The 23714-nt window shown below is 38.8% G+C and carries 22 protein-coding genes and 3 tRNA genes; 9 read left to right on the top strand and 16 right to left on the bottom strand.

The window, feature by feature from the left end; translation table 11 throughout:
* The first annotated feature begins 18 nt into the window (after positions 1-18).
* Complete coding sequence (locus tag KX581_RS06800; protein ID WP_231175932.1) at positions 19-639, top strand: bifunctional 4-hydroxy-2-oxoglutarate aldolase/2-dehydro-3-deoxy-phosphogluconate aldolase; 621 nt, start codon at positions 19-21, stop codon at positions 637-639.
* A 74-nt stretch (positions 640-713) separates the two neighbouring features.
* Complete coding sequence (gene hcpC / locus KX581_RS06805; RefSeq protein ID WP_231175933.1) at positions 714-1586, top strand: SEL1-like repeat protein; 873 nt, start codon at positions 714-716, stop codon at positions 1584-1586.
* 177 nt (positions 1587-1763) lie between these two features.
* Here hcpC and KX581_RS06810 read toward each other — a convergent pair whose 3' ends face one another.
* The 4 genes from KX581_RS06810 to KX581_RS06825 form a co-directional block, all read right to left on the bottom strand.
* The gene (locus KX581_RS06810) at positions 1764-2525 is read right to left on the bottom strand and encodes an SDR family oxidoreductase (protein ID WP_231175934.1); all 762 of its coding nucleotides are present in this window, start codon (positions 2523-2525) and stop codon (positions 1764-1766) included.
* 17 nt (positions 2526-2542) lie between these two features.
* Entirely contained in the window at positions 2543-4078 is a 1536-nt protein-coding gene (locus tag KX581_RS06815) for a hypothetical protein (RefSeq protein ID WP_231175935.1), read from the bottom strand.
* 259 nt (positions 4079-4337) lie between these two features.
* Positions 4338-4413, bottom strand: a tRNA-Ala gene (locus KX581_RS06820).
* Between the two features lie 16 nt (positions 4414-4429).
* Positions 4430-4506: transfer RNA gene (locus KX581_RS06825), tRNA-Ile, on the bottom strand.
* Between the two features lie 114 nt (positions 4507-4620).
* Between KX581_RS06825 and galE the strand changes: the two genes are divergently transcribed.
* Positions 4621-5655: a UDP-glucose 4-epimerase GalE gene (gene galE / locus KX581_RS06830; RefSeq protein WP_120872886.1), complete on the top strand. Its 1035-nt coding sequence runs from the start codon at positions 4621-4623 to the stop codon at positions 5653-5655.
* On the opposite strand, the gene truA is transcribed toward galE, so the two are convergent.
* The 4 genes from truA to KX581_RS06850 are packed head-to-tail and all read right to left on the bottom strand — an operon-like array spanning position 5649 to position 9090.
* On the bottom strand, positions 5649-6377 hold the full coding sequence (truA, locus tag KX581_RS06835) for a tRNA pseudouridine(38-40) synthase TruA (RefSeq protein WP_231175936.1): 729 nt from the start codon (positions 6375-6377) through the stop codon (positions 5649-5651). The two genes, galE and truA, sit on opposite strands and share 7 nt — an antisense overlap.
* Positions 6378-7415: an LptF/LptG family permease gene (locus KX581_RS06840; protein ID WP_000589913.1), complete on the bottom strand. Its 1038-nt coding sequence runs from the start codon at positions 7413-7415 to the stop codon at positions 6378-6380. It lies immediately after the preceding gene.
* A 10-nt stretch (positions 7416-7425) separates the two neighbouring features.
* Positions 7426-8055 (bottom strand): protein-L-isoaspartate O-methyltransferase, encoded by a 630-nt coding sequence (gene pcm, locus KX581_RS06845; protein WP_001084588.1) that lies wholly within the window; start codon positions 8053-8055, stop codon positions 7426-7428.
* A 9-nt stretch (positions 8056-8064) separates the two neighbouring features.
* Positions 8065-9090: a ribonucleotide-diphosphate reductase subunit beta gene (locus KX581_RS06850; protein ID WP_140603745.1), complete on the bottom strand. Its 1026-nt coding sequence runs from the start codon at positions 9088-9090 to the stop codon at positions 8065-8067.
* Between the two features lie 197 nt (positions 9091-9287).
* Here KX581_RS06850 and KX581_RS06855 point away from each other — a divergent pair.
* A tRNA-Leu gene (locus KX581_RS06855) sits at positions 9288-9372 on the top strand.
* Positions 9373-9408: 36 nt separating this feature from the next.
* Here the strand turns inward: KX581_RS06855 and pseC are convergent.
* The 6 genes from pseC to accB all read right to left on the bottom strand — a co-directional run bounded on the left by pseC (position 9409) and on the right by accB (position 14672).
* Positions 9409-10536 carry a UDP-4-amino-4,6-dideoxy-N-acetyl-beta-L-altrosamine transaminase gene (pseC, locus tag KX581_RS06860; protein ID WP_231175937.1) on the bottom strand — a complete coding sequence of 376 codons (1128 nt, stop codon included), beginning with the start codon at positions 10534-10536 and terminating at the stop codon, positions 9409-9411.
* The gene (locus tag KX581_RS06865) at positions 10533-11132 is read right to left on the bottom strand and encodes a Laminin subunit alpha-2 precursor (RefSeq protein WP_231175946.1); all 600 of its coding nucleotides are present in this window, start codon (positions 11130-11132) and stop codon (positions 10533-10535) included. The genes pseC and KX581_RS06865 overlap by 4 nt, the downstream gene beginning before the upstream one ends.
* Before the next feature lie 93 nt (positions 11133-11225).
* Positions 11226-11774: a restriction endonuclease gene (locus KX581_RS06870; protein ID WP_231175938.1), complete on the bottom strand. Its 549-nt coding sequence runs from the start codon at positions 11772-11774 to the stop codon at positions 11226-11228.
* Positions 11774-12736, bottom strand: a complete 963-nt coding sequence (locus KX581_RS06875) for an SAM-dependent methyltransferase (protein ID WP_231175939.1) — start codon at positions 12734-12736, stop codon at positions 11774-11776. Before KX581_RS06875 ends, KX581_RS06870 begins: the two co-directional genes overlap by 1 nt.
* A gap of 92 nt (positions 12737-12828) precedes the next feature.
* Entirely contained in the window at positions 12829-14196 is a 1368-nt protein-coding gene (locus tag KX581_RS06880) for an acetyl-CoA carboxylase biotin carboxylase subunit (protein WP_231175940.1), read from the bottom strand.
* 5 nt (positions 14197-14201) lie between these two features.
* Positions 14202-14672, bottom strand: coding sequence for an acetyl-CoA carboxylase biotin carboxyl carrier protein (accB, locus tag KX581_RS06885; RefSeq protein WP_001053807.1), 471 nt, complete (start codon positions 14670-14672; stop codon positions 14202-14204).
* A gap of 122 nt (positions 14673-14794) precedes the next feature.
* On the opposite strand from accB, the gene dcd reads away from it, so the two are divergent.
* Together dcd and KX581_RS06895 are read left to right on the top strand one after the other, a co-directional pair.
* A complete protein-coding gene (gene dcd / locus KX581_RS06890; protein WP_025288374.1) occupies positions 14795-15361 on the top strand; it encodes a dCTP deaminase in 567 nt (188 codons plus the stop codon).
* 158 nt (positions 15362-15519) lie between these two features.
* The gene (locus KX581_RS06895; RefSeq protein ID WP_231175942.1) at positions 15520-17748 is read left to right on the top strand and encodes an outer membrane protein; all 2229 of its coding nucleotides are present in this window, start codon (positions 15520-15522) and stop codon (positions 17746-17748) included.
* Between the two features lie 23 nt (positions 17749-17771).
* On the opposite strand, the gene KX581_RS06900 is transcribed toward KX581_RS06895, so the two are convergent.
* Positions 17772-18452: a 16S rRNA (uracil(1498)-N(3))-methyltransferase gene (locus KX581_RS06900; RefSeq protein ID WP_231175943.1), complete on the bottom strand. Its 681-nt coding sequence runs from the start codon at positions 18450-18452 to the stop codon at positions 17772-17774.
* The gene (locus tag KX581_RS06905) at positions 18453-18884 is read right to left on the bottom strand and encodes a hypothetical protein (RefSeq protein ID WP_000892102.1); all 432 of its coding nucleotides are present in this window, start codon (positions 18882-18884) and stop codon (positions 18453-18455) included.
* A 55-nt stretch (positions 18885-18939) separates the two neighbouring features.
* On the opposite strand from KX581_RS06905, the gene hemH reads away from it, so the two are divergent.
* From hemH to KX581_RS06920, 3 genes are all read left to right on the top strand, one after another.
* The gene (hemH, locus tag KX581_RS06910; RefSeq protein WP_180479798.1) at positions 18940-19947 is read left to right on the top strand and encodes a ferrochelatase; all 1008 of its coding nucleotides are present in this window, start codon (positions 18940-18942) and stop codon (positions 19945-19947) included.
* A gap of 73 nt (positions 19948-20020) precedes the next feature.
* Positions 20021-20692, top strand: a complete 672-nt coding sequence (locus KX581_RS06915) for a SoxW family protein (RefSeq protein ID WP_231175944.1) — start codon at positions 20021-20023, stop codon at positions 20690-20692.
* 8 nt (positions 20693-20700) lie between these two features.
* Positions 20701-23511 carry a cytochrome c biogenesis protein gene (locus KX581_RS06920; protein ID WP_231175945.1) on the top strand — a complete coding sequence of 937 codons (2811 nt, stop codon included), beginning with the start codon at positions 20701-20703 and terminating at the stop codon, positions 23509-23511.
* Positions 23512-23714 lie beyond the last annotated feature (203 nt).

Below are 23714 nucleotides of genomic sequence, written 5' to 3' on the forward strand. Positions count from 1 at the left end.
AAATATAAAGGAGATAAAATGCAAGATAAAATAATAGAGGTTTTACAAATCAGCCCCATTGTCCCTGTGGTGGTAATTGAGGATATAAAAGACGCTGTGCCTTTAGCGCAAAGCCTGATAGAGGGGGGTATTCCAATCATAGAAGTTACTTTGCGCTCCAGTTGCGCTTTAGAGGCCATAGAGCTTATCGCTAAGAATGTGCCAAAAATGCGTGTGGGTGCTGGCACGATCTTAAATCTTACTCAATTAGAGCAAGCGCAAAATAGAGGGGCAGAGTTTTTGATTAGCCCGGGCCTTACGATAAAGCTTTTAGAACACGCAAAGAAAAAAGACATGCCCCTAATACCTGGGGTTTCTAGCAGTAGTGAAGTCATGCAAGCCTTAGAATTGGGCTATAACGCTTTGAAATTTTTCCCGGCAGAGTATTGCGGGGGCGTTAAGCTTTTAAACGCTTTTAACGGCCCTTTTAAAGGGGTGAAATTTTGCCCCACTGGGGGGATTAGTGCAGATAACATGCGTTCTTATTTAAATTTAGAAAATGTTTTGTGCGTGGGGGGGAGCTGGCTTACCCCTAAAAATTTGATTCAAAACAAAGAGTGGGATAAAATCACAGAAATTTGTAAGCGAGCGTTAGCTTAAGATAACAAAGAGATCATGGCATTTTGTATTTGCTTAATAACACTATAATAAAATTTTTAATAAGGAGATACATCATGTTAGAAAATGTCAAAAAATCCCTTTTTAGGGTTTTGTGCTTGGGTGCGTTGTGTTTAGGGGGGCTAATGGCAGAGCAAGACCCTAAAGAGCTTGTGGGTTTGGGTGCAAAGAGCTACAAAGAGCAAGATTTCACTCAAGCGAAGAAATATTTTGAAAAAGCGTGCGATTTGAAAGAAAATAGCGGGTGTTTCAATTTAGGGGTGCTTTATTATCAAGGGCAAGGGGTAGAAAAGAATTTGAAAAAAGCCGCCTCCTTTTACGCTAAAGCGTGCGATTTGAATTACAGCAATGGGTGTCATTTGCTAGGGAATTTATATTACAGCGGGCAAGGCGTGTCCCAAAAAACCAATAAAGCCCTACAATATTATTCTAAAGCGTGCGATTTGAAATACGCTGAAGGGTGTGCGAGCTTAGGGGGGATCTATCATGATGGTAAAGTGGTAACTAGGGATTTTAAAAAAGCGGTGGAGTATTTCGCTAAAGCATGCGATTTAAACGATGGCGATGGTTGCACGATATTAGGGAGCTTGTATGATGCAGGCAGAGGCACGCCTAAAGACTTGAAAAAAGCGCTTGCTTCGTATGACAAAGCTTGCGACTTAAAAGACAGCCCGGGGTGTTTTAACGCAGGGAATATGTATCATCATGGCGATGGCGTGGTAAAGAATTTTAAAGAGGCTCTCGCTCGTTATTCTAAAGCATGCGAGATGCAAAACGGCGGAGGGTGTTTCAATTTGGGGGCTATGCAATACAATGGCGAAGGCGTAACAAGGAATGAAAAGCAAGCCATAGAAAACTTTAAAAAAGGCTGTAAATTGGGTGCTAAAGGGGCGTGCGATATCCTCAAGCAGCTCAAAATCAAAGTTTAGTTTGAATAGGGCTTGATCAAACGGCTTTAAAAGGCGGTCTTTTAGGGGTTAGGCGGATTTTAGGTGAGGATTATTTCAAAATACTTCCTATCCCATTAAAATAGTGAGTTTAAAATAAAATAACCAAAATCCCTTTTTTTTGGAGATAAATTAAAGGGTTGTTGAAGTTAAATTTATTTAAAACCCCTTAAGGGTTTTATGGGTGGGTAGGGGAGCGAAAGTTTGGCTTGTGGGCATGATTTCTATGCGGTTGATATTGACATGCAAGGGTTGTTCATAAATCCATAGCACGATGTTAGCAATATCTTGTGGCTTGAGGTAAAGGGTGTTTTCATAGACGGATTGGGCTTTGATTTTATCGCCCTTAAAACGCACCATGCTGAATTCGGTTTCGCCGCACAAACCGGGTTCAACATTACTCACTCTAATGTTAGTGCCAGCCAAATCCGCTCGCAAATTTAAAGAAAATTGCTTCACAAACGCCTTGCTCGCTCCATAGACATTCCCACCAGGATAGGGGTAAGTGCCAGCAATAGATCCAAGATTGATGATAGTCCCATGGTTATGCTCTATCATAGAGGGCAAGATCAAACGAGTGAGATGCAACAACCCCTTGATATTCGTATCTATCATGATTTCCCAATCGTCTAACTCGCATTCATAAGCCTTGTTCAAGCCTAGCGCTAAGCCGGCGTTATTGATTAAAGCGTCAATGCGATCCGTCATGGAAAAAATAGTCTCTAGCGCTCGCTTAGTTTCAAGCTTGTTTTGAAGATCAAAACACAGGGGAATGAAATGCTTGGGGTAAGCGAGTTGCAATTTTTGTAAATTCTCTTTTCGCCTCCCTGTGCCAAAAACCACATGGTTTTTTTGTAAAAACGCCTTAGCGATTTCTAACCCAAACCCTGAAGTCGCCCCGCTAACTAAAATGTGCGCCATTTCTATCCTTTAAAATTTTAAAAAAGCCCCTTAAGCCCTTTTTCAAGCTTTTCTTTGAGCTTATCATCTTTAAGCAAATGATTTAAACCTTTTTTAAGGGTGTCGTTTTTAAGGATTTCTTTCAAGCCTTGTTGCAGGTTTTGTTGGATGGCTTTTTCGTTTAAAATGAGGGAAAATTTTGGCTGGTGCATGTTACCTTGAAGTTTCATTTTAAAAACGAATTTTAAAATTTCTGCATCCATGAGCATGTCCATTTGCTTGGTGTTTAAATCCAATAAGCCGTTATGGATTTTCAATTGGGTTTTGGGGCTTTTCATGTTGAGATTGGAGAGCAGGCGTTGCTGGTTGATTTGGCTTACTAGATTGGCATCGTTATAAATTTCTTTAGTAATATCAAATTTAGAAATGGAGTAGAGGAAATCGCTGAATGCATTTTTGAGGAATCTTGCGTTTTTTAGGCGGGCTTTCAATACGCCTTGCTTAGCGCTAAGGTCATAATCCAAGTTAGCGTCTGCAATGGATTGGAAAAACTTGGGGTAATGGAATAAATCTAAGGCTTTTAAAGTGGAAATATTGGAAAAACGGGCTTTCAAATCTTTATTTAAAAGCGTGAAATCCAGTGCGCCGTCTAGCAAATTTGAATGGCCGCTGATTTTTAAGAGTTTGGGGCTTTGCTCTATATCGCCTTTTAAAGTCAAGCTCCCTTTTAAGGGGTGGTTGGTAATATTTTGGAGTTTGGCTAGATTGGGTATTTCTAAAGTGTAGGGGGCGTTGAGTTTTAAAGCAGAGAAAAGGTATTCGCTTTTTAGGGCTGTGAAATTAACTAAAGGGCTAGTTAGGGTGGTATCGCTGATGGCTTTGTTCTCTTTAAAGTCGCTTGAGTGCGAGAGATTGAAAACAAGCGTGTCTTTAAGGTTTAAATGAAACATTTGATTGATTAGGGCGTTATTGATTAAAGCGTTATTAGCTGTTAGGATCAAATGCCCCTCTAAAGGCTTTAGAGAGTTAAAATCCGCTTGTAAGGACACTTTTGCGTTCGCATAAGCGGGGCGATTGATTAAATAAAGCAAATCTTCTAAATTGGCGTCTTTTGCATTCAAGCTTAAGTGAGAAAGCTTGAAATCATCTAAAAGGGCGTTGTAGGCAGTGTGGGATTGAGCGACATTAGAGACGCCTTGAACCACAAGGGCTTTTCTATGCCCTTTAATGTTCCCAGAAGTAACAATAGCCCCTCTTAAGGGGTAGAGTATCCATTCTTTGAAAGAGTATAAATTTTTAATGTCTATGTGGTAATTCAAATTTACGCTTTGCTTTAAAAGCGAGAAATCCCCCTTAAGAATGAGCGTGGAGTCATCGTTGGCTTGAGCTTCAAAGTCTAAAGAGTTGAATCTCAATTTAAAGGTTTTAACGCTCAAGTAGCGTTCGTTTGGGTTGATTTTTTTCTCTATATACGAAGCGATGATCTTATTCCCCCATTCTGTGAAAAGGATGAGATAGGTTGTTAAAAGGCCGATTAAAAGAAGCACAAGTAGGGTATAAAGAAATTTTTTCATGTTTGTTTGTCCTTGGAGCAAATTGAATAGAATATATTAGCTTGTTTTGTAAGGGTTTCTAACATTTTTTATAAAGCCTTAACGAGCGGTAATAAGAATTTTTATAACCAAAAATCTCAATTTAATTCAATCTTTTATCAAGGAGTTTTAAGTTAAAAAACTTGTGGCGTTAAACAAGGACGATCCAATCGTTTAGGATTTCTCAACCAAATAACTGACAAAAAGAAAAAAATTAAGAAAAAATTTAAGGAGAAAACAATGGTGGAGAATAGCGGGATCGAACCGCTGACCTCCTGCGTGCAAAGCAGGCGCTCTCCCAGCTGAGCTAATTCCCCAAAGATGGTAAAAAAATGGTGGGCTTAGGAGGAGTTGAACCTCCGACCTCACCCTTATCAGGGGTGTGCTCTAACCACCTGAGCTATAAGCCCTTAAAGTCAATAAAGATGAAATTATAGGTTAAACTTTCTTAAAAAATCCTTAAATAATAAATGGGATTAAGATGTTATAATACTCGTTATTTTTTCATTTCAAAAGGGGTTTTTATGGCATTATTACTCACAGGAGCGTGCGGTTATATAGGCTCGCATACCGCAAGGGCGTTTTTAGAAAAAACCAAAGAAAATATCATTATTGTAGATGACTTAAGCACCGGTTTTTTAGAGCATATCAAAGCGTTAGAGCATTACTACCCTAATAGGGTTACTTTTATTCAAGCGAATTTGAATGAAACGCAAAAATTGGACGCATTTTTGAATAAGCAACAGCTAAAAGACCCCATTGAAGCTATTTTGCACTTTGGGGCTAAAATCTCCGTAGAAGAATCCACGCGCTTGCCTTTAGAATACTACACCAACAACACGCTCAACACTTTAGAGCTTGTCAAACTTTGCTTAAAACATGCGATCAAGCGTTTTATTTTTTCTTCCACGGCCGTGGTTTATGGCGAATCTGATTTTAGCTTGAATGAAGAAAGCCCCTTAAACCCCATTAATCCTTATGGAGCGTCTAAAATGATGAGCGAAAGGATTTTGTTGGACACTTCTAAAATAACGGATTTTAAATGCGTTATTTTGCGCTATTTCAATGTGGCTGGGGCATGCATGCGCAATGATTATGCCACCCCTTACACGCTAGGCCAGCGCACGCTCAACGCTACGCATTTGATTAAAATCGCATGCGAATGCGCGGTGGGGAAAAGGAAAAAAATGGGGATTTTTGGCACTAACTACCCCACAAGAGATGGCACTTGCATTAGGGATTATATCCATGTAGATGATTTGGCTAACGCGCATTTAGCGAGCTATCAAACCCTTTTAGAAAAAAATAAGAGCGAGATTTATAATGTCGGCTACAATCAAGGTCATAGCGTGAAAGAAGTGATAGAAAAGGTTAAAGAAATCTCAAACAACGATTTTTTAGTGGAAATTTTAGACAAACGACAGGGCGATCCAGCAAGCCTTATTGCCAATAACGCTAAAATCTTACAAAACACCCCTTTCAAACCCCTTTATAACAACCTAGACACCATTATTAAAAGCGCTCTAGATTGGGAAGAACACCTTTTGAGATTTCAATAATACACCCTGTGCAAATACAAGCCATTAGCCATTATGGGCGTTCTTATAGTGGCTTTGATGTTGTGGATTTGCGCTTGAATTTCAGCGAACGTGATTTTTTCTAAGGAGTATTGAACGCACGCTTGAATGATCAAACGCACGCTAGAGCGCAAAAACGCATCGCCAATGATTTTAAACACCACGCACTCATGCCCTATGATAAAGGTTTTATAAGCAAAAGCGTTAAAAATGGTGCGTTTAGGGTTGGTTGTCGCCCCGCCTTCTTTTTTAAACATGGAAAAATCATGCTTGCCTGTGAATTGCTTTAAAGCGGTGTTTAATGCATCTAGTGAGCCATAATCCCCACAAGCGATATAAGGCGCTAAAAAAGGCGTTTTTAAATTCTTCGTCAAAAGGTAACGATACGCTCTTTTTTGAGCGTCAAAACGCGCATGGAAGTTTTTTTCTTCTAGCTTTTTTAAGACAATATGCGGGGCGAGTTTAGGGGCTAGATAATAAAATAATTTAGCGGCATTCCAGTGTTTTTGAGCGTAAAAAGACAGCACTTGATTGTTCGCATGCACGCCCTTATCCGTGCGCCCAGCTGCAACCACAACGCTTTTAATCCCTAGCGCATTTAAAGCGCTCTCTATCTTATCTTGAACGCCGAGTTTGTTAGGCTGTTTGGCATAGCCTAAAAAATACGCCCCATCATAAGCGATAGTAGCCTTAAAACAACGCATTCAATAACGCTTTAGAATGAATTTTCTAAACAACAAATAAGAGATAAACGCCCAAATAAAGGGGAAGAAAAAGGTCATCAAAAACAAATCCGTAGAAATCACATGCACCATTAAAAAATAAACCCCAACCGCTCCAAGGACATAAAAATAACTCCAATTCGTTTTGAATCGCGGGTTGGCGATGCCAAATAAGGGGATTAAAAACACGCTCGCTAAAGGGAACAATGAAACTAAAATCGCTTGAGAAAAACGGCGTTTTTGATTTTTATTAGCGTTTTTACCAAAGGCTTTTTTCCAATAACCTAAATAATCCGTGCCTTGCAAATAAGCCGCATCATTAGAATTGAAAGACTTGAGCTTGTTGCGCAAATGCAATTCTTCAAAATCAACTTTACGCATTTTATCGCCTTGAGTGAAATACGCATGCCCGCTGTATAAATTCAATTCAAACACGCCGTTTTGGTTGTTGATATTGCCTTTTTGAGCCAGAATAAAGCTTTCTTGAGAGAGGCTTTTATTGGAAAAAAGCACTAAATTATCATAGGAATTGTTTTCAGCTTTATCCACATACACGAGCCAATCGCCTAATTTTTGCCCGAATTCACCCGCTCTGATATTAATATCAATCTTGTCTTTTTTTTGACGCAAAAACCCGTAATAAGCGCTCTTAGAAGTGGGGATTAGAATAAGCGAAAACACCAATAAAATCGCGCTCACTAACAAACTTAAAGGCACAAACGCTTTAGTCATTTTTTTAGGCGAAACCCCTAAAGAGAAAAACACTAACAATTCATGGTCATAGCTAAGCCTTGAAAGCCCTAAAGCGCAAGCTGCAAAAAAAGTGATCGGCAAAATAAAAAAAATGGTTCCAGGCAAGGAATACAAAAAGAGTTGCACCAGATCCAAAAAGCTCACTTTAATCACGAGCGTTACGCTTGCAATACTGATTAATAGCACGATAGAAGAGATAAAAAACAGCACTAAAAAGAAAGAGAAAAAGACTTGCGAAACCGCCATGAAAAGATAGTGTTTAATCATGCCTTAATCTTTATTGCACCCCATCTACAACAGGCACAAACAAGCATTTTTCTAACACTTTTTGGACGCGCAAGGCGTTATTTTGCTTCACAAAGCGTTTGATCACTTGCTCGTTATTTTCTTGAATGGGCGCGACTAATATCCCGCCTTCTTCAAGCTGATCAATGAGCGCTTGAGGGATATTTTTAGCGCAAGCAGAGAACAAAATCCTATCATAGGGGGCGTATTGATCCCAGCCCTTATTCCCGTCAGCGAATTTAACATGAACATTGTTTAAGCCGAGAGTTTTAAGGCGCAAACGCGCTTCTATATACAGGCTTTCAATCCTTTCAATGCTAAAAACGCGCCTGAAAATTTGAGACAAAACCGCCGCTTGATAGCCGCTCCCGCAGCCAATTTCTAGCACGCTATCCACATGATCAATTTCTAAATATTGCGTCATTTTGGCCACGGTTAGGGGCGAAGAAATGTATTGTTGCGCTTGCATAGAAAGCGCGTTTAAAGTGTAGGCAAAATGTTTAAAGGGGGCTGGCACAAAGATTTCCCTTTCAATGCTCTCCATAGCCTCTCTCACTTTGGGGTGCAAATTGAAACGCTTATTGATTTCTTCACACATCAAATGGTTTTTAATACTATTCAAGAAAGCCCCTTAAAAATCATCAAAACTCACGCTCCCTTTAGCGTAATTACTCACCCTAGCTTCAAAGAAATTAGAGCGCTGCTCGTTGAAACTTGAAAAGCTCTCTACCCATTTAATGGGGTGTTGGACGCCATAAACCTTAGTGATACCCACCTTACTCAAACGGCTATCCGCTAAAAACTGGATGTATTGCTCAATCAAGCTTGAAGTGAGCCCTAAAATCTTGCCTTGCGTGATATAATCCCCCCATGAAGCTTCAATTTCTACCGCTTTTTTAAACATTCCTATGACTTCATTAATCAATTGCGGCGTGAAGAGATCCGCTCTTTCATTCCTTAAAGCGTTGATCATGTTTTGGAATAAAATCAAATGCGTTACCTCATCTCTTTGGATAAAACGAATCATTTGCGCTGATCCTAGCATTTTACCGCTCCTAGCCAAAGTGTAAAAATAGCTAAACCCGCTATAAAAATAAATCCCCTCTAAAATCTGGTTAGCAAAAAGCGCTTTGAGAATGTTTTCTTCTGTAGGGTTTTTGGCTAATTCCATATACACTTGCGCGATATAGTCATTCTTGCTTTTTAATTGCATATCGTTACGCCACATGTCATAAATTTCTTCAGTATTCGCGCTTATGCTTTCTACCATCACCGCATACGCATGGCTGTGTAAGGCTTCTTCATAAGCCTGACGCACCAAACACAAATTGATTTCGGGGCTGGTGATAAAGGGATTGACATTATCAATTAAATTATTGGTTTGCAAGCTATCCATAAAAATGAGTTGCGCTAAAGCTCTGTCATAGCCGATCTTTTCTTCTGCACTTAATTTCAAATAATCTCTTTTGTCATCATTCATGCTCACTTCTTCAGCAAACCAGGTGTTAGCGAGCATTGTTTTCCACAAATGATCCGCCCATTGATACTTGATCTTATTCAAATCAAACATGCTTGTAGGATTGCCCCCAAAAATCTTTCTTTCATTCACACTTTCTGTAGAATTGGGGTTGTAAATTTTCTTGCGTGAAACTTCCATTTTGTTCCTTAATTTCCTTAAAACTATCTAAATATAGCCTTGTTAGAATACCTTAAAAGAATTTAAAACTCCCTAAAGCCAGAAAAAACTTCAAATCTTAAAAAAACTTCAATTTTTCAGTATTTTTAAAGGATTAAAAAGCTACAATACTGCTTCTTTATTTTCTACTTCTTATTGCATGCGATTGCGTGCGGTGTGCGGAAGTGGCGAAATTGGTAGACGCACTAGACTTAGGATCTAGCGCCGCAAGGCATGAAGGTTCGATTCCTTTCTTCCGCACCATTCTTAATAATTGAAATTTGAAGCCCTAAATGAAACTCATTCTATCTTAAGATCCTCAAAAGTTTTTAAAACGCCATGAGCGATGGTTTGAGCGCTCTCTAAATTCAAATTCGCATGACAAGGTAAGGAAATTTCAGCGCGATAAAAATCCTCTGCACTTTTTAAGGGGGCTGTGTTAAAGAGCTGTTGATACAATTGGTATTGGTAAATGGGCTTGTAATGCACTTGGGCTAAAATGCCAAGCTTGTGTAAATTTTCTAAAATGAGTTTTTTGCATGTAAAAAATTTTTGGTGCATTAAAATAGGATAAAGGTGGTTAGAGCTTTTATCTTTTAACAAGGGGTGTAAAGGGGTAAAATAAGGGTTATCTTTAAAAATCCTGTCATAGGTTAGAGCGGCTTCTTCTCTTTTTTGCATTAAAAGGGGGGCTTTTTTAAGCTGGCTCAAACCCAAAGCGCTTTGGATTTCATTCAAGCGGAAATTATGCCCTAGGCTTTTGACTTCGCCTTCAAAAAAATCTTTTTTGAGCATGCCATGAGAGCGAAACAATTTCATTTTTTCATACAATTCGCCATCGTTAGTAACGATCGCTCCCCCTTCAGCCGTAGTGATAGGCTTAATGGCATGGAAACTAAACACGCTCGCTAACGCAAAGCTTCCTACTTTTTTGTTTTGATACTCGCTCCCTAGAGCATGCGAGCTGTCAGAAAGAAAACTCAAAGAATGCTTTTTGCAAAGCTCTTGAATGCTTTTTGCTTCCACGCTTTTACCGGCATAATCCACGCTCACTATGGCTTTGGTTTTTTTATTAATGAGCTTTTCTAGGGCCAATTCATCTATATTGCCATCGTTTTTAATTCCAGCAAATACGGGTTTGTAACCGCTTTCTAAAAGCATGTTAGCCGTCGCTACAAAGCTTATAGGGGTGGTGATTATTTCATTACAATCAGCGTTAAAATCGCTAAAATTCCTATAGAGCGTTAAAAGGGCTGAAGTCGCACTGTTAAACACTAACGCATGCTTAACGCCCAAAAACTCGCACAAAGCTTCTTCAAACAAAAGAGAGCGTTTGCCTTGCGTGAGCTGTTTGGAATTTAAAACCTCTAAAACGGCCTTTTTATCTTCTTCATCTAAACAAGGCTCGCTATAAGCAAACTCTTTCAAGCGAGCAAGTCTTGCAAGCGAGATGGGGTGATCTTGCTTGTGTCATGGACATCTTGGAATTTTTGAGCGTTCAGTCTTGTTTTATCTAAGGTGTTGTATTCCTTGTTCAAATGATTCGTTTCAGCAAGCTGTTTTTTCCACTGGTGCAAAGAATTTTGAATGTTTTCTTTCTCACTTTCTAATGATTTTGAAAATTTTTCCAAAGCCTTCGTGTCGTCAATGTCAATATTATTAGGGAGTTTCAAACTATCATTGCCTGATTTTTGATTGAAAGAATCAATCGCTTTATCCAAACGGCTTTTGAAATGCTCAAAATCGCTTCGATCTTTTTCATTATTATGAGCGTAAGCTTTAGAAATCCCCACCAATTCTTTAGCGTCTTTATCCATGCCTTTTAAGCTTTTAAGACGGCTTTCTAAATTCCCTATGGCTAGGTTATCCTGCTTAGCTTGTTTGGCTAATTTGATTTTTTCATCATTCTCTGAAAGATTTTGAATTTCCTTATTTTCTTCTTTTCTTGCACGCGAACTAACCCTTTGGGTGTGGTAATCCCTCACCATCAAAGACGGATTATAATTATTTGAAATCTTAGACATCCTATCCTCCACTTCATTGGTTTTTCTTAAAGACAAGATAAGCAAACTCTATTCCTAAAAACATTTTGATCCACTCAATTCTATCTAAAAATATTAATCTAACCCTAAAACCCTTTCTAACTCTTTGATGAGATTTGTAATTTCTTTCAATTCTTTAATATTGAGAGTGAGTTTATAATTGACTTGATTATCAGGATTCATTGGCACCAATTGCTTTTTAAACTCATTTTGTTTCATAAAGTATTTTCTTTCTTTATGAATGTAATGGATTTCATCCTTTTTAAAAATTCTATAAAGCAACTTGTCTTCGCACACTCCTAAGCAAATCAAAAAATCATAGTTGTATCGTGGGTTTATACCATTGAATTGAAAAGTGTTGTTAGTTCTGCCTTTTCGCGCTGTTTTAACTTCAAAGGATACACCGCTTTTTGTCATAATATCGTATTCATCATGAATAATGCCATCATTGATCACTCCATCTATAGCGTTAAGCACATTTTTTAAAAACTCTTCACCAATCTGCCCTATAGCGTTGGCTTCAAAATCTCTAATTTTTGAAAAAATAGCGTTGTAATCTTGTCCTAAATTCAATTCTTCATGTTTTTTTTCAATAATTTTTAAAAAAATTTGTTCTAAGTCCATCAATTATCCTTTAAACTATCCAAATGATCATATAAGGCTTGAAAAATATGACTTTTTCCTAAATGATAGCAAGAATTAGTCGCTAAACTTGCGTATTTTGTCCAATCAATTTCTTTGAATAGTTTTTTTAATTTAGCGTTTAAAACCTTGTCAGCACTAGTGAATACCACAGCAATACCAGATTGATACTTAACTTCCTCAAAGTTCTCTACAATTTGTGTGCTTTTATAAAAAGTTGATGAAATGTAAAAAGACGCTTTCTGATTAAAAATCCACTCTTTACCGCATTCTCTGTTTTTAGCTAATGAAACCGTGAAAACCTTGATATACTCGCCAAAGGGTTCTTTATGGCGATTCTTATACCAAGAAAATTCACTTTTTTTGTTTTGATACTTTTTGCTCCAAATTTGAAACACGCAATGCACATCCACTTCTTTATTTTTAAAATCTATAAACGCATTTTTTTCTAAGCGTTCGCTATAAAGCAGATTCAAACCTTTCACACGATACTTAATAGAGCCTTTTCCTTGACTTTCAAAGAACATGGGTAGGATAAAACACACAAAATCACAACTTCTAGCATGGTTGATAAATTCTAACGCCATAACCCCACGATGCCCAAAAGGAGGGTTGCCAAAACAAATCACTTTTTGGTGTGTAGGCAGTTTATAATTTAAAAAATCGCATTGAATAAATCCATCTCTTTTGGGTTCAATGTCTATACCAATGCGTCTATTTTTAGGGAACAAGTCATAAAACACCCCATCGCCTGCACTTGGCTCTAAAAAAATAAAGTCATCCAGATTTTCGTATTTTTTAATCACTTCACAAGCTTTTTGAAAGCACTTTAAAGCCACACTAGGCTTAGTGAAATACTGATCTAGGACATTGCTAGAATTTTCTTTCATCTCATTGCCATTGGCATAGCGTTTAGGGGTAACTTCTTTGAACAAGGTTTGCATGAAAAAATTTTACTATAAAATCATAAAATTTAATGCTGATTTTTTCTGATCGTTTAAAATCCTTAAATCATGCTTAAGAAAATCCTTAAAACTTAAAAATTTTCTTCTAAATACTTCGTGTGGATTTTTGCTTGCCTGAAATCCGCATTTTCAAGCATTTCAAGATGGAAAGGAATGGTTGTTTTAATGCCTTCTACTTTAAATTCCTTTAAAGCCCTTTTCATCTTAGCGATCGCTCTTTCTCTGTTTTCGCCCCACACAATGAGCTTGCCAATCATCGAATCATAGTGCGTAGGCACAACATAATGGGCATGTGCATGCGAATCAAGGCGCACATTCACTCCACCAGGGGCGATCCATTCGGTGATTTTACCCGGGCTTGGGTAGAATTTTTTAGGATCTTCTGCAGTGATCCTGCATTCTATCGCATGCCCTTTGAGAGAAAAGCTTTCTTGCTTGGGCAATTCTTCTCCTTGAGCGATTTTAATCATCCATTCAATGAGGTTTAACCCGCTCACCATTTCGCTAATGGTGTGTTCCACTTGCAAACGAGTGTTCATCTCCATGAAGTAAAAATCTTTCATGTTAGAATCGAGCAAAAATTCAAAAGTCCCAGCCCCCACATAGCCGATGTATTTAGCGGCCTTGATCGCTGTTTCTAGCAAACGCTTACGAACGCCCTCTTCTAAAACCACCGCCGGGGTTTCTTCAATGAGCTTTTGCTGGCGTCTTTGCACCGAGCAATCCCTTTCGCCCACATGAATGACATTGCCGTGCTTATCGGCTAGAATCTGGACTTCAATGTGCTTAGGCTTGTTGATGAATTTTTCTAAATACACGCTCCCATCGCCAAACGCGCTCAAAGCTTCCGTTTCTGCGGCTAGATAAAGGTTTTTAAGCTTGGATTTATCTTCTACGACACGCATGCCTCTCCCGCCCCCACCAGCGGCCGCTTTAATGATGACAGGGTAGCCGATTTTATCAGCGATTTCTTCAGCTTCTTGATAGCTTTTAAGCAACCCATCACTGCCCTCAATCACAGGCATGCCGGCTTCTTTCATCACGCTTTTGGCTTTGGATTTGTCGCTCATTAAAGCCATGACTTTTGCGCTTGGGCCAATAAATTCTAAAGAATGGTGCGAGCAAATTTCTACAAAATTCTGATTCTCGCTCAAAAACCCATACCCGGGGAAAATCGCATCCGCTTCAAACAATTCCGCCGCGCTAATGATTGCAGGGATATTCAAGTAACTCTCGCTGGATTTTTCCCCCCCTATACACACTTTTGCGTTAGCCGTATTGAGGTAGTGGGCGTCCTTGTCAGCGATAGAATAAATGGCTATGGATTCTTTATCCATTTCTTGAATGGTTTGGATCGCTCTTAAAGCGATCTCGCCTCTATTAGCGATCAAAATGCGCGAAAGCTCTTTTTTTTCTACCTTTTTATTTTCTTTATTCATGGGTTTTAAAGCTTTTCAACTTTGATGAGTTTCGTGCCGTATTCTACCGGTTGAGCGTCCCCCACTTCAACAGAAATCACCTTGCAAGGGTATTCCACTTCAATTTCATTCATGATTTTCATCGCTTCTACAATGCCCACGATTTGCCCTTTTTTAAGCGTATCGCCCGCTTTGACATAAGGCTCAGCCCCAGGTGAAGGCGCATGATAAAAAGTGCCTACCATAGGCGAAAGCACAAATTCTTCTTTTTTATCCACAATAGGGGTGCATACCATAGGCACAGGGGTTTGAACGCTTGGCATGCTCGCTTCTACCATAATGGGAGCTGGAGAATGGGCGGAACTTAACGCATTTTTTTTCGCATAAGCGGATTCTTTATCCAAAACCAACTCAAAATGCTCATGCTTTAATTTCAAATGCCCTAAATCAGAAGCTTTAAATTCTTTGATCAACTCTTCAATTTCAGAAAGGTTCATAACGATTTATTCCTTATATTGTTTTAAAATATGCCAAAAAACATAATCTTACTAAGCGTTTTTAGCAAAAAATTATTGTTATAATAACATAATTATTAACAAACTTTAAAGGCTTTGTGCGTATGGGATTGAAAGCGGATTCTTGGATTAAAAAAATGAGTTTAGAGCATGGCATGATTAGTCCTTTTTGCGAAAAGCAAATCGGTAAGAATGTGATCAGCTATGGTTTGAGCAGTTATGGGTATGATATTAGAGTGGGGAGCGAGTTCATGCTATTTGATAACAAAAACGCTTTAATTGACCCTAAAAACTTTGACCCTAACAACGCGACTAAAATTGATGCGAGCAAGGAGGGCTTTTTTATCTTACCCGCTAACGCGTTCGCTCTAGCCCATACGATAGAGTATTTTAAAATGCCTAAAGACACCTTAGCGATTTGTTTAGGCAAAAGCACTTACGCTAGATGCGGGATTATTGTGAATGTTACGCCTTTTGAGCCGGAATTTGAAGGCTATATTACCATTGAAATTTCTAACACCACTAACTTACCGGCTAAAGTCTATGCCAATGAGGGGATCGCGCAAGTGGTGTTTTTACAAGGCGATGAAGCGTGTGATCAAAGTTATAAAGACAGAGGCGGTAAGTATCAAGGGCAAGTGGGCATCACTTTGCCTAAAATTTTAAAGTGATTTGAAGAAAGATAAAAGCGCTTATCCTTTGAGCGTTGTTTATTTTTTAATACAAACAATACCGCAATTTCTTAAAAATGTATTATAATAAGAAACTTCAGTTTGATTGAGTTGCAAACTCTTTGAGAACAAAATGCTAAACCATTTAGGAAATTACCATGCTAAGATTCGTTAGTAAAACGATTTGTTTGTCTTTAATCGGCTTGTTCAACCCTTTAGAAGCCTTTCAAAAACACCAAAAAGACGGCTTTTTTATAGAAGCTGGGTTTGAAACCGGATTATTAGAAGGCGCGCAAACTAAAGAAGAAGCGACAGCTCAAAACACCCAAAAAATCCAAAAAAATCCCCTAACAAACCCGCAAACTAACGAACAACCTAAAGAACAAGACAAAAGCGATACAGCCACCCCCCAAAGCGTTTATGGGAGATACTACATCCTCCAAAGCACCATTTTAGAAAAAGCGACTGAGCTATTTACAGCGGCTAATATCAACGGCAACGGCTTAACTTTTTATTCTCAAAATCCTGTGTATGTGATGGCATACAATAAGGATAATGCCGAGTTTGAAGGCTATGGCAATAACAGCGTGGTTGTGATACAAAACTTTCTGCCCTACAATTTAAACAATATTGAGCTGAGTTATACAGACGCTCAAGGCAAGGTAGTCAATTTAGGCGTGATAGAAACCATCCCTAAAGATTCTCAAATCATTCTGCCGGCAAGCCTGTTTAATAATTTTTCAAACGATTCGCCATTCAACTCTGATGGCCTCCAACAACTTCAAACCACTACCACCCCCTTTTCTGACGCTAACACGCAGAATTTGTTTGAAAAGCTCAGTCAAATCACGACCAACCTTCAAATGACTTATGAGAATACAGACCCATTTTCTAGCGGCAACAATGATCCTAGTGGCCCTCTTGCTTCTCCTAAACCTCATTATGAATGCCCTGGTTATAAAAAGAGTTGTCAAGTCGCTTCGGTGTCTTTCACCCCACAAACCGCAGAAGAATTGACCAATTTAATGTTAGATATGATTGCGGTGTTTGACTCCAAATCTTGGGAAGAAGCCGTTTTAAACGCCCCTTTCCAATTTTCTAACAGCCCATCAGAGTGCGGTATTGATTACCCTAAATGCGTGAATCCTTTTAATAACGGGCTTGTTGATCCTAAAGATGAAAAATATGTGCTAACCCCAGAAGAAGTTATCAATAGTTATAGAGTCGCTAATGAGCTTACGGTGAATCTCTTGAATGCGGCCAAGGGGTTTTTAGGGCTAGGATCCCAACTAGGCAGCGCAAACGCTCCCGATGATAACGGCTTCAATCAAGGTGTTTTAGGGATAGCGCCTTTTGCCTTAAACCCTGAAAAATTGTTTGGCAAAAATTTGAATAAAGTTGCTATTTTGGCATTAAGAGATATTATCCATGAATACGGCCATACTTTAGGTTATACCCATAATGGGAACATGACTTATCAAAGGGTGCGTTTGTGCCAAGAAGGAAACGGGCCAGAAGTGCGGTGTGAAGGCGGGCATGAAGTGGAGAAAAACGGGAAAGAAGAGCTAGAATTTAATAACGGGCATGAAGTGCGAGACCATGATGGTTACGACTATAATGTTTGCTCTCGTTTTGGCGGCAAAAATCAGCCCGCTTTCCCTAGCAATTACCCTAATTCCATCTATACGAATTGCGCTCAAGTCCCCGCTGGGCTTATAGGGGTTACCACCGCTGTCTGGCAACAGCTCATCAATCAAAACGCCCTGCCCATTAATTTCGCTAATTTGAATAGCCAAGCCAACTATTTAGACGCCAGTTTGAACGCAAGAGCTTTTGTTGGCTCTGTGTTTAATGCGTTCAATCAAAGCTTTTTAACTTCTAGCGCCCAACAATCTTTTAGAAGCCCTATTTTAGGGGTTAATGTTAAAATAGGCTACCAACATTATTTCAACGACTATATAGGGTTAGCTTATTATGGCATTATTAAATACAACTACGCTCAAGCTAACGATGAAAAAATCCAGCAATTAAGCTATGGTGGGGGAATGGATGTGTTGTTTGATTTCATCACCACTTATACCAATAAAAAGCAAGATAATCCTACTAAAAAAGTTTTTGCTTCCTCTTTTGGGGTGTTTGGGGGGTTAAGGGGCTTATACAATAGCTACTATGTTTTCAACCAAGTCAAAGGAAGCGGTAATTTAGATATAGTTACCGGGTTTAATTACCGCTACAAGCATTCTAAATATTCTGTAGGCATTAGCGTTCCTTTAATCCAAAGCGATATTAAAATCGCTTCTAATAATGGCATCTATGCGGACTCTGTTGTTTTGAATGAAGGGGGCAGTCATTTTAAAGTGTTTTTTAATTACGGGTGGATTTTCTAGGATTTAAAACCCCCAATAACCCCCTAAACTTGCGCGACACTCGCCACAAACACGCATGCACTCTCAGACTTTAGCACCATATCTAATGGGATGCGATAAATTTTTTGCTCTTTAAAATATTCTCTTTCTTGTCCGCTAAAACCCCCTTCAGGCCCTATGATAACGCCCTTTTCAAAACCCACGCTTGCGGGTAAGGTTTCGCCCTTAAAATCCAAAACGCTCGCTTTTGGGTAGGCGTTTAGCACCTCTTTAGTGTTTAAAAACACTTCCAATTCCATTAAAGCACTACGGCCGCATTGCTCGCAAGAATGGATCAAAATCTTTTGGAAGCGCTCTAATTTGGCGCTGTCTATTTTTTCATTGCGTTGGCTAAAATCCGCATAGAATAAACTCAACTTGCTCACGCCTAACTGATTTAAAAAGGGTAGAATTTTTTCAATGCTTTTGATTTCAATCACGCTTAAAATCAAATGCGTTTTTTTACTAGCCATAACTTCTAATGCTTGCGCACCCACCAGCCTTAAAAGGGCGTGTTTTTTAGTGATTTCTGCATGCTCATAGGTGTATAAAAGGGCGTCTTTTAAATTTCTTAAATCCAAACGACTCGCGCTTTTGACGCGTCTTGATCGGTATAAATGCGTATAACTCTCGCCTTCTATTTTTAAAACAGGCTCTTTGGCTAAAGGGTGATAGACAAAACGCATTCAAAGGCCCATTAACACAACAATAAGAATCGTTTCTAAAAAATACAGGATTTTAGCCTTTTTAATATACGCTTCCATCCTTTCTTTTTTAGTGATAGCGAATTTCACGCTTTTATGGCGTTTGATTTCTGCTATAAGCATCAATAACAGCCCTAAAAGCATGACAACAGCGCTAAAAGAAAATTCAAATTGTTGCATCGCCCAAATAAAAATCCCGCTCAAAAGAGCGATGCTTAAAAGAATGTAAATCGCTGGCATGACAAGATAGATCTTTCGGTTTAATTGGATAAAATTCTTTTCTTTAAAAAGGGTGTAAAGATTGATCATAAAGGCTAGGGCGAGCAAGGCGGCAAAAAAGGCATGGATAAGCAAGGACTGAGCCATCACAGAAGAATCTTGTGTATTTAATGCTTGCAAACTCATCTCTAACATTAACTTCTTTCTAACGATTTGTTTTTTATTAATCGTTTTATTTTAGCATGCCCTAATGAATTTAATCAATGAAAAGCTTGATAATTTAGAAAATAACGCCACAAAATCCCCCAAAGAAGCGGTCATTCTTTTGAATATGGGAGGGCCTAACAGCCTTTATGAAGTGGGGGTGTTTTTAAAAAACATGTTTGATGACCCCTTTATCCTTACCATTAAAAATAATTTTATGCGTAAAATGGTGGGTAAAATGATTGTCAATAGCCGCATAGAAAAATCCAAAAAAATCTATGAAAAATTGGGAGGCAAATCCCCTTTAACGCCTATCACATTCGCCCTTACAGAGCGTTTGAATAAATTAGATCCTTCTCGCTTTTACACTTATGCGATGCGCTATACCCCCCCTTATGCGTCTATGGTCTTGCAAGATTTAGCCTTAAAAGAGGTAGAAAGCTTGGTGTTTTTTTCCATGTATCCGCAATATTCTAGCACCACCACCCTTTCTAGTTTCAATGACGCTTTTAACGCTCTCAAAGCTTTAGAAACTTTCCGCCCTAGGGTGCAAGTAATTGAGCGTTTTTATGCCAGCAAAAAGCTTAATGAAATCATTTTAAACACGATTTTAAGCACCCTAAACAACCGCAAAAGCCAGGATTTTGTCTTAATCTTTTCCGTCCATGGCTTACCTAAAAGCGTTATTGATGCCGGCGATACTTATCAGCAAGAATGCGAACACCATGTGAATTTGTTAAAAGAGTTGATGCAACAAAAAAATATCCCTTTTAAAGAAGTTTTACTCTCTTATCAATCCAAACTAGGGCCTATGAAATGGCTAGAGCCAAGCACTGAAGAATTGATAGAAAAGCACCGCAAATCTCATATCATCATCTATCCTTTGGCTTTCACGATTGATAATTCTGAAACGATCTATGAATTAGACATGCAATACCGCTTGATGGCAGAGCGCTTGGCGGTTAAAGAGTATTTGGTTTGCCCATGCTTAAACGATTCCATAGAGTTTGCAAAATTTATCATTGAATTAGTGAACAACCTTAAAAGTGAGTGAAATTTGCATAAAAAAGCGATTATTATAGTAAAATACCGAGTTTTTAAATCTATTAAAAAATAAAGGTTATTACATGTTTTCACTTTCTTATGTTTCCAAGAAATTTTTAAGCGTTTTGCTATTGATTTCGTTATTTTTAAGCGCTTGCAAATCCAACAATAAGGACAAATTAGATGAAAATCTTTTAAGCTCCGGTTCTCAAAGCTCCAAAGAATTAAATGATGAGCGAGACAACATAGACAAAAAGAGCTATGCCGGTTTAGAAGATATTTTTTCAGACAATAAGTCCATTAGCCCTAACGATAAATACATGCTTTTAGTGTTTGGTCGTAATGGTTGCTCCTATTGTGAAAGGCTTAAAAAAGATCTCAAAAATGTCAAAGAATTGTGCAACTATGTTAAAGAGCATTTTAGCGCTTACTATGTCAATATCAGCTACTCCAAAGAGCATGATTTTAAAGTCGGCGATAAGGATAAAAATGATGAAAAAGAAATCAAAATGTCCACAGAAGAATTAGCGCAAATTTATGCCGTCCAATCCACCCCTACGATTGTTTTATCCGATAAAACCGGCAAAACCATCTATGAATTGCCCGGCTATATGCCCTCTACACAATTTTTAGCGGTGTTAGAATTTATCGGCGATGGGAAGTATCAAGACACCAAAAACGATGAGGATCTCACCAAAAAATTAAAGGCTTACATCAAGTATAAAACCAACCTTTCTAAAAACAAATCCAACTAGGAAAACGCATGAAAAGCCTTAAGAGCTTGCTTTCTTTTTTGCTGGCTTCTTTTTGGGTCGCTATCCCTTTAATAGCGCTCTATGCCTTAGCGTGTGCGATAGCCACTTTTATAGAAAACGATTATGGCACGAGCGCGAGCAAGGCGATTGTGTATAACACCCCTTGGTTTAATTTCTTGCATGCGTATTTATTGGTGGTTTTAATAGGCACATTCATCAATTCTAAAGCCTTAGGGCGCAAAAGATACGCAAGCCTTTTTTTCCACAGCTCCTTGATTTTAATCATTTTAGGGGCAGCCATCACACGATTTTTTGGCACAGAAGGGCTTATGCATGTGCGAGAAAATAGCGTGCAAAGCTCTTTTGAAAGCGCGGACACTTATCTTAATATCACTCTTAATGACACCACTAAACTTTCTTTAAAAACGCCTTTTACCTTTTATCATTCCAAACGATTAAAACCCATTCATGCGACTTTAGATCGCAAGCCTTTAATTTTAGAACCCTTAGAGATTTACAAGCAAAACGCCATTAAAAAAGATGACGCTACTATTTTAGTGTTAAAAGCGACTTATAACGGCGTGAGCCACAAATTCAACCTCATCAAAACCAACAGGAATGAAGGCATAGAAGAAAGCGAGATGTTTAAAGACGACAAGCTCTCTTTAAGTTTTGGATCCGCTTATATTGGATTGCCCTTTCAAATCAAACTGAAGCGTTTTGAATTAGAACGCTACGCCGGCTCTATGAGCCCTTCATCTTACGCTTCAGAAGTGGAAGTTTTGAAATTGGATAACACTTTAATCAAACCTTATAGGATTTTTATGAACCATGTTTTAGATTATGAAGGTTATCGCTTTTTCCAATCTTCCTATGATACGGATGAAAAAGGCACGATTCTTTCTGTCAATAAAGATCCGGGTAAAATCCCCACTTATTTAGGGTATGCGATGCTTATTTTGGGGGCTTTGTGGTTGCTTTTGGATAAAAATGGGCGTTTTTTAAAGCTTTCACGCTTTTTAAAATCCCAACAAGCCGCTAGTTTCTTGCTCGCTTTAATTTTAATCAGCCCTTTTACTCCCTCGTTCGCTAGTGAGACTCCAATTGACATGCATGGGGGCAAAAGCGCTCAAATAGAACGACAAAGCGTAGAAAATTCCGCTAATAAAGAGGATTCTAAAAGCGCGATTTTAGAGCGTTTGAAGCATTTAAGAGAGTATTCCAAAGACCACTTAAAAGCCTTTCAAAGGCTTCAAGTCCAGGATTTTGACGGGCGTATCAAACCCCTTGACACCATTAGCATTGAATATATCCATAAGATTTTAAAAAAAGATGATTTTCAAGGGCTAAACGCCATGCAAGTGCTTTTAGGGATCATGTTTTTCCCCAATGATTGGCGCAGTGTTAAGATGATTTACACTTCTAATAAAGCCTTAAGAAAGCTTATCGGCACGCCTTTAGATGAGAGCCGTATCGCTTTTAGAGATGTGTTTGATAGCCGTGGGTATAAATTGAAAAATCTTGTTGAAGAAGTCAATCAAAAATCCCCCAATGCGCGCAACGAGTTGGATAAAGATGTTTTAAAAGTAGATGAACGAATCAACTTAGTCTATACGCTTTTTAGCGCTCAATTTTTACGCATTTTCCCTAGCGATAAAACCACCGCTTGGCTCTCGCCCGTTGAAGCAATCAACAGCCCCAATAAAGAAATTTCAAGCGTGGCAACGGAGTTTTTAAAAAATATTTTTAGCGGGTTTGATGACGCTTTAAAAACCAATCAATGGGATAAAGTAGAAAAAACCCTACAAGATTTAAGCATTTACCAACAAGAGCATGCCAAAAACCTCTATTTACCCTCTTCTAAAGTGGATTCTGAAATTTTTTTAAACCACACCAATTTTTTTAACAGCCTGACTTTGCCTTATATCCTTCTTGGGTTATTGCTTTTTATCGTTGTGATTGGCTCTCTTGTTAAAAACACGATTCCAAATATTTGGCTCACTAAAATCCTTTATATCGCTATTTTGCTTTGCGCGATCGCTCATTCTATGGGGCTTGTTTTGCGCTGGTATGTGAGCGGGCATTCGCCTTGGAGCAACGCTTATGAGTCCATGCTTTATATCGCATGGGCTTCTGTTATCGCAGGGTTTGTTTTACGCTCCAAACTCGCGCTATCGGCCTCTAGCTTTTTAGCCGGTATCGCGCTTTTTGTGGCCCATTTAGGCTTTATGGACCCTCAAATTGGCCATTTAGTGCCGGTGTTAAAATCCTATTGGCTCAATATCCATGTTTCTGTCATCACCGCCAGTTATGGCTTTTTGGGCTTGTGTTTTGTGCTAGGGATTTTGAGTTTGGTTTTGTTTATTTTGCGCAAACAAGGGCGTTTCAATTTAGACAAAACCATTCTCTCCATTAGCGCTATCAATGAAATGAGCATGATTTTAGGCCTATTCATGCTCACAGCCGGGAATTTCTTAGGCGGGGTGTGGGCGAATGAATCTTGGGGGCGCTATTGGGGGTGGGACCCTAAAGAAACTTGGGCGTTGATTTCTATTTGCGTCTATGCTTTAATCTTGCATTTGCGTTTTTTAGGCTCTCAAAATTGGCCCTTTATTTTAGCGAGCAGCAGCGTTCTAGGGTTTTATTCGGTTTTAATGACTTATTTTGGCGTGAATTACTACCTTTCTGGCTTGCACAGCTATGCCGCAGGCGATCCCTTGCCGATCCCTACTTTTTTATACTTTTTGGTAGCGATACCTTTTGCTCTCGTGATCTTGGCTTATTTCAAACGCCATTTGAGTTTGCCTAAATTGGTTTAAAGGATAACCATGTTCCAACCCCTATTAGACGCTTATGTAGAAAGCGCTTCCATTGAAAAAATGGCCTCTAAATCTCCCCCCCCCCCTAAAAATCGCTGTGGCGAATTGGTGGGGAGATAAAGAAATTAAAGAATTTAAAAAGAGCGTTCTTTATTTTATCTTAAGCCAACGCTACGCAATCACCCTCCACCAAAACCCCAACA

This window comes from Helicobacter pylori (genome assembly GCF_021062735.1).
Lineage (GTDB): Bacteria > Campylobacterota > Campylobacteria > Campylobacterales > Helicobacteraceae > Helicobacter > Helicobacter pylori_DN.